Here is a 6,463-nt window from a genome sequence, read left to right as displayed (position 1 = left end):
CCAGGCATTTTTCTGGATTCCCGCTTCTGCGGGAATGACGTGTTCATTTCTCGCAATGTTTACAAACCAAAATATATGTAAACGATATGCCGCTCGGATTAATAATATTAACCGGTGATCGAATTAAGAAGACGCTTCAGTTCCATAAAAAAGCGAACGGCTTCGGGGTCCTGATGCCCCTTGGTCCAGAGATATTTGGCCAGTCCGATCTGGGCATAGGCATAGTATCCCAGGGCCATCTGTCCGATGGCCACATACCCGGTGGCGAACTGGCCCAGCCCGAACAGCAGGCCGATGGCGAACTGGGCCACCGCCGTTATACCGAAGATGAACTGCCCCAGGCCGAACAGAACTCCCACCCCGAACTGGGCGATGGTGATAAGTCCGATGCCGAACTGGCCGATGGCTATCCAGCCCCTGGCCACCCGCAACTTGTTGTTCTTATCCAACCCCACCGCAATATGCACCAATGGCCAGCCGTAATAGCTGGTCTGGCTTTTCCACTCGAAGCCCCAGCCGTTCCATTCCTTTTTAGCCGGATAGGGCGCCCCGCAATGAGGGCAGGCCTTGGCGTTGGGGCTGACCGTCTTTTGGCACTCCCGGCAGGGAGTCAGATTATTCGAGTTCCGGGCCATTGCCTTATTCCGCCGATTGGGTCTCAGAAGAAGTCTCTTTGCCGGTCATGTCCATCGCCGGCTGCAGCTCCTCCCGGGCCTCCTCGATAAGCTGGCGGATCTTGGGAGCCATGGATTGCTCTTCGATCTGATAGCCGGCCAGGATCTGGGATAATATCCTGATCTGTTCCTGCGGCCCCAGCCGCTTGTTGATGATTATCCGCTGACTGTCCTTGACCCGGCACCAACCGCCCCGGCCGTCGAATTCGTCGAATTTGATGTTAAGGCCCAGTTTTTCGGCCAGCAGGGCCATTTCTTCGATGATCTGTTTTTGTCGCATGATGATTTATATAGATTATTTAATTATATTCATGTTTAATAACATTTTGCCGTTGACAATTTTGTCATTTAGCGTATTTTTATTATTTAATATTTTTATTGGATTCTTTTCCCATCTTCATCATAATTAAAACACCTTACATAATCACCAGCATTCCATAAAATATCGAAAGTTGTTTTCAATAACGACGCACATTCAGTAATATCTGTTGGCCCCTTATCCATTATTAATTCGGGCAATAGTAAATCATTGGAATCAAAAGCAACGTCAGTGTTTAAATAATCATTGCCCGCATTTATCTTATATTCTTTCACGCCCAACAAAGACAAAAATACAATCACCGGATAAGTTATACCAAGATAATTATAAAGCGATGTTACCTTATACAAGCTATCAATTACCCTTCTCTCAAGCCATTTTATATCAATTTTCTTATCAACGCTGGCAAAAATAGTTTTATTGTCACAATACTCAATTTTCCCATCCCTAAATAATTGAATATAGGTACAACCATTCCTATCTTTATCATATATCAATCTTCCATCTATGTTCATTCGATAACTACCGACACCACTTGCTAATGGAGTAAGTACACAATGGTCACGTATTTCTTTTTTTGTAAAATCTATCACAACATTTGAAAATAAAGGTATTATGTGTAAAAAAATATTGGGTGTTCCATTTAAATCTATAGGTCGTAAATAACTATCCTTATGAACACCATTAATACGTTCGTTTCTGAATAATCTTGCATTTTCATAGGCGTTTGCTGTCTTCATATACGCCTGTCCGATTTCAAAAACATCCATTGGTTGATTACCAGCTGTATGTCTAGTGTAAAAAGGTGATCTTTTTTTAAAAGTAATCATATGTGGCGCAAATGGGCTTTGCGGTATCCTGACAATAACGATAGATTTATTAGCATTATATCTGATTTCTTCAAATTCTATCCCTTGTATACGGGGGGATATGCCATCATTTATTTTACTTTGATATTTTAATCTAACTTTATCCCAGTTTTCAATTTCAATTCCTTTGATACTTTTTGGGATACCTGTGGGTTGACCTTTAGCGTCTTTTTCTTCTTCGATGCCATAAATAACTACACCACCTGTGCAATTTGCCATTGAAGATATATCTGCTAAAAAATTATTTGTACCATCATCATTGTTTTCGGGAAATGCTTCCTTATAATCAAGTATTCTGTCTTCCATTACACCATCTTCAATAAGACGGTTAATATCTTCTACCTTCTTTAATTCATTATTAATCATATCAAATCTCTTTCCTCTAACACCTCGGCCTCGAACACGAACAACTTCGTCTCCTTATCCTTCCAGGCATTGGCCGGCAGGCCGGCCTTGTGCAGACACAGATATGACAAGGTCTCCTCCCGGTTCCAGCCTTCCTCCGGGGCCACCTGCGGTAAAAACACCCCGCTGCGTCCGCCTTGCTGAACAATTATCCCGTGCTTGCCGACTATAAATTCATCGGGCGAACCTATCTGTCTCTTGGGCGTCAGCACCGATATCTCATATTCCAATTTTGATAATTCCTTTTCAGTGACGGCCGGGAAACGGGGATCCCCGGTGGCCGCCGCCACCGCCATCTCCGCCACCGCCTGATACAGGGGCCTTATTCCTTCGATATAGCCTATGCAGCCCCTTAAATTGCCGGCTTCTTTCAGGGTAACGAAAACACCCCGCAGTTCGGCCAGCCTGGCCGTCAACGGTTTGGATTTTGGTATATCCTGCCCCTTTACCGCCGCTTCGATGGATGCGTGAGCGATCCGGAATAATTCCTTCTTCTCTTCAATGGTCAATTTATCGCTTTCCGTTGCCTTTGCCTCTGTTTTTTTATCTTTGATCTTTTCTTTTTTATTTTTTGTATCATAGAGCCCCGCCGCCAGATAGCCCACCACCTGGCCTTTGTCCCCGGTTACATCACCGGAGGTCCGGTAGTCATAGACCACGGATTTATCCGCCCCCAGATAGCGGCAGGCCAGCATCACCGTCACCACCGGGCCGCCCCCGCAGGCCTCACATTTTTCAAAGGCCAGGTTGCCGGCCAGTTTTTCCGGGTCATATTTCCTCACGGCGTCCACCACCAATTTATCGAGTTTTTTCGCCTCGGCATGGGAATGGTAGTGCGACAGGTCGCTGGAGGCCAGCAGCAGGACGTCGTCCCGCCCCTTGACCGCCCCGGCTATGGCCTGAGCCAGACGGTCACAAGATGCCAGGGATTGATCGTAGAGCATTATGGGCACGATCCTGAATCCCGGCTTCAGCACCGACTGCAGGAATGGAAGCTGTATCTCCAGTGAATGCTCCTTGGCATGGGCCCCGGGGTTGTCATGAATGTATTTCGGATCCTGGGAAATTATTTCTTCGGCCAACTCGGAATCGATCTCGGCTTTTCCCAGCGGCGTCTCCCAAGCGCCGAAACCGTAGACTGCTGCACCCTCAAAATAGGCGCTATGGCTGGGCCCTACCATAATGACAGTGGAGATATTTTCCGGACTGATGTTCTTGTATGCATAGGCCGCCGTCGGACCGGAATACATATACCCGGCATGAGGAACGATGATGCCCGTCAACAGTTCGTCGCTTTCGGTCCTCTTTGCCGCATCAAGATATTTTTTTATCTGAGCCGATAAGGTATCGGCATCCCCCGGATACCAGCTTCCGGCAATGATGGATCTTCTTATACTCATTGCTTGTCCCTCCTTATCCGGCTGAGCGCTACAGAACCCCAGCCATAAAAAGTTCAACACCAATGGCAGGCATATATATTTCATGATTCACAAAAAGCAAGGGTAATATATTCGTGAAAATCTCACCCGATCCGTGTTATCCGTGTGCAATTATGCCCTATCGGCAAATTTCGGATAGTCCATTCCAAACCGCCATTTGTGGTAGAACTTCAGGGCCAGAAATGTGGCGATCAGTATCGGGATGAACACCGGGAACAGTATGCCGGAAAGGACGACCAGCATCAGCGAGCCGGCCTGGTAGGACAGCATGGTCCAGCGCATATTGGCCGAGAGCACGGCCATCACGAACAATGGCAGGGCCGCACCGGACGCCGCTAGGCAGAGATAATCCTTAAAATGGATCGACAGCAGCAGGCTGGACAGCATCATGGTCAGCGCCAGCCAGCGGGTGGCTTTGATGCCCATAAAGACCCCGGTTGTGATGTTGCCGGTGGCCTGGTCCGAATTGTGATCCGGGATGGTGGTGTTCAGGTATACCGCCGAGACCGCCAGCACATAGGGGACGGAGAACAACCATATATTGGTATTGTCCCTGCCGGCAGAGATCCAGCCGGCGGCAAAGGCCAGCAGGCCGTACCCCAAGCCGTTGGCCAGCATATCCAGAAAGGGCTTGGCCTTGAACTTGAACGGCGGCACCGAATACAGCAGGCCTAAAATGCCTGATAGCATGATGACGATCCCGAATAAAACGGAGAATTTCCAGAAACCAATGACTATAGCCGCCAGGAAAAGGGCTGCGGCTTCGATGATGATGGCTTTTTTGTTTACGTAGCCCTCAGCCACCAGAAATAATTTCTTATTGAGTCGGTCGGTCTCCACATCGAATATCTGGTTGACTATATAGACCGCCCCCATCAGGCCGCTGTATATCAGCACAGCCAGCCAGAATTCTTTGGGCAAGACAAGGATAATTGATAGCTGCCCCTGACCCCGGGCATAGCCCACCAAAAGCATGGTCCAGGCCGGGATCAAAAGGATCGGCCGCAATACAAAAAAATAATCCAGGATATTTGATTTTTTATTTATCATCTTTTATTTTTTTATCACCAGACTATCCGGAGAGGTGCCGTCCACCCGGACCATCCTCACCTTAGCGGTGCTGTCGCTGATCTCTATCTGGCAGTAATGCAGGCTGGACTCGGCATGAAAAGTGGAATCGCCGGGATTGACCTCGTACAGCGGCGCCCCGCCCCCTCCGGTGATTATGTAGTTGACCCCGGCCTGCCGCTGCCTTTCGTAAAAATGCTCGTGCCCGCAGAAGACCATGTCCACCTGGTTATGGCGGAACAGCGGCTCCAGATTCTCCAGTATCTTTTTGTCGCTGCCCCGCTTGCCGGAGGAGAATGTCTGGCGGTGCTGGATAACGAACAGCCATTTGTATTTGGGCCGGGAGTTTTTAAGCTCGGCCTCAACCCATTGGTATTGCAAACTGCCTGGCGAGAAATCCTCCTCGGTGTTGAGCATAACGAAATGGGCGTTCAGATAATCGAAGGAGTACCACTGTTCATTGCCCGGCAGGGCGAATAGTTTAAGGTAATTATCGGCCGTCCTCTCGTGGTTGCCGATCACTGTCAGCAGGGGAATGAAAGAGGAAAAAGACCGACTGGCGTCGAAGAACTCCTGCCACTGGTCCCAGATCCGTCCGTCCTGGATGTAATCGCCGGTATGAATAAGGAACTCGGGATTATATTGGGTTATGGCAGCGATCACCTTTTTGTGCTGCTCCGGGAAGGTTCGGGTGTCGCCGTAGATGACAAAATTGAAATCCCGCATCTCCCGGGGTGCGGTCTTAAAACTGCAGACCGGGGCGACCACGTTCAGCAGTTGGTAGTAGTAGCGGGTGTCGGGTTTAAGATCCTTTATCCTCAGGTGGTGCAGAGTCCCGGCCTGGTCGTCCCGCAAGATGCGGTTTATCTTGCCCTTGGGCCCGTAGGCCAGTTTTCCGGAAACAGGAATATTGGTCTCCCAGCTTATGGTCATGGTGGTCTGGGGGTCGCCATCCCAGGATAGGTAGGGGCCTTTTTTGATCTCGGGCTTGTGTTGTTTCCCGAACGATCCGGCCAGGGCTAACACAGAGAAAGCCATTAAGAGAGCCATAATTGCTGTTGCTTTTTTCATCTTTATCCCTTTAATGTTTTATATAATTCACTTAATTAATGATTATAGCAATGTCGTTTTATTATGTCAAGCAAAGGATTTACAGTATTACAGACTATTAAAGATATTGACTAAACATCTGACTATATGTTATCATTACCATACTTTGTGGGCCCTTAGCTCAACGGTTAGAGCAGCGGACTCATAATCCGTTGGTTCCGGGTTCAAATCCCAGAGGGCCCACCAGAAATATTCGAGGGACGATCATTTGATCGTCCCTTTGTTATTTTCATTCAAAACCGGTCTCCGCTTTCTCTTATAATGGCTCTTCTCTGCTCCGCTTTTAATACTTCGACCGGCTCAATAACATTAGTAGGGGGAAGGGGGAGATCAATGGGACTGGGGAATTTCTTATCACAGGGACAGATAAAACCAACAAACACAAACCGATCATTTTGCCTGCCAAAATGATCGGGCGGGGTATGGGGGCGGTCGGCGGCATCGGGCAAGGGCAGAGTGATAAAAATAATGTTAAATACTTTTATTCGTATTTCTTTTGATAGACATTAGCTGGAACGCCCCCAGGACTTCTCTTTGTTACTTTCTCTTGGTCACAAGAGAAAGTAAGGCACGTTTTGG

Annotated in this window: 6 protein-coding genes and 1 tRNA gene; 1 reads left to right on the top strand and 6 read right to left on the bottom strand. The window is 48.1% G+C overall.

Annotation, left to right across the window (positions count from 1 at the left end):
• Positions 1-107: 107 nt before the first annotated feature.
• From KJ869_10865 to KJ869_10840, 6 genes are all read right to left on the bottom strand, one after another.
• On the bottom strand, positions 108-635 hold the full coding sequence (locus KJ869_10865; protein ID MBU1577688.1) for a zinc ribbon domain-containing protein: 528 nt from the start codon (positions 633-635) through the stop codon (positions 108-110).
• 4 nt (positions 636-639) lie between these two features.
• On the bottom strand, positions 640-954 hold the full coding sequence (locus tag KJ869_10860; GenBank protein ID MBU1577687.1) for a hypothetical protein: 315 nt from the start codon (positions 952-954) through the stop codon (positions 640-642).
• 95 nt (positions 955-1,049) lie between these two features.
• Positions 1,050-2,228: an ATP-binding protein gene (locus KJ869_10855; GenBank protein ID MBU1577686.1), complete on the bottom strand. Its 1,179-nt coding sequence runs from the start codon at positions 2,226-2,228 to the stop codon at positions 1,050-1,052.
• Positions 2,225-3,667, bottom strand: a complete 1,443-nt coding sequence (amrB, locus tag KJ869_10850) for an AmmeMemoRadiSam system protein B (protein MBU1577685.1) — start codon at positions 3,665-3,667, stop codon at positions 2,225-2,227. Before amrB ends, KJ869_10855 begins: the two co-directional genes overlap by 4 nt.
• 150 nt (positions 3,668-3,817) lie before the next feature.
• Positions 3,818-4,756 carry a UbiA family prenyltransferase gene (locus tag KJ869_10845; GenBank protein MBU1577684.1) on the bottom strand — a complete coding sequence of 313 codons (939 nt, stop codon included), beginning with the start codon at positions 4,754-4,756 and terminating at the stop codon, positions 3,818-3,820.
• Between the two features lie 3 nt (positions 4,757-4,759).
• Positions 4,760-5,812, bottom strand: coding sequence for a metallophosphoesterase family protein (locus KJ869_10840; GenBank protein MBU1577683.1), 1,053 nt, complete (start codon positions 5,810-5,812; stop codon positions 4,760-4,762).
• A 182-nt stretch (positions 5,813-5,994) separates the two neighbouring features.
• On the opposite strand from KJ869_10840, the gene KJ869_10835 reads away from it, so the two are divergent.
• Positions 5,995-6,070: transfer RNA gene (locus tag KJ869_10835), tRNA-Ile, on the top strand.
• Positions 6,071-6,463 lie beyond the last annotated feature (393 nt).

This window comes from Candidatus Edwardsbacteria bacterium (assembly GCA_018821925.1).
Lineage (GTDB): Bacteria > Edwardsbacteria > AC1 > AC1 > EtOH8 > UBA2226.
The sequence above is the reverse complement of the archived record's forward strand: the minus strand, read 5'-3'. Positions and strand labels throughout refer to the sequence as shown.

Coding starts and splice junctions, on each gene's coding strand:
- KJ869_10855 (MBU1577686.1), bottom strand. CDS start 2,228: ATGATTAATAATGAATTAAAGAAGGTAGAAGATATTAACCGTCTTATT.
- amrB (MBU1577685.1), bottom strand. CDS start 3,667: ATGAGTATAAGAAGATCCATCATTGCCGGAAGCTGGTATCCGGGGGAT.
- KJ869_10860 (MBU1577687.1), bottom strand. CDS start 954: ATGCGACAAAAACAGATCATCGAAGAAATGGCCCTGCTGGCCGAAAAA.
- KJ869_10845 (MBU1577684.1), bottom strand. CDS start 4,756: ATGATAAATAAAAAATCAAATATCCTGGATTATTTTTTTGTATTGCGG.
- KJ869_10865 (MBU1577688.1), bottom strand. CDS start 635: ATGGCCCGGAACTCGAATAATCTGACTCCCTGCCGGGAGTGCCAAAAG.
- KJ869_10840 (MBU1577683.1), bottom strand. CDS start 5,812: ATGGCTTTCTCTGTGTTAGCCCTGGCCGGATCGTTCGGGAAACAACAC.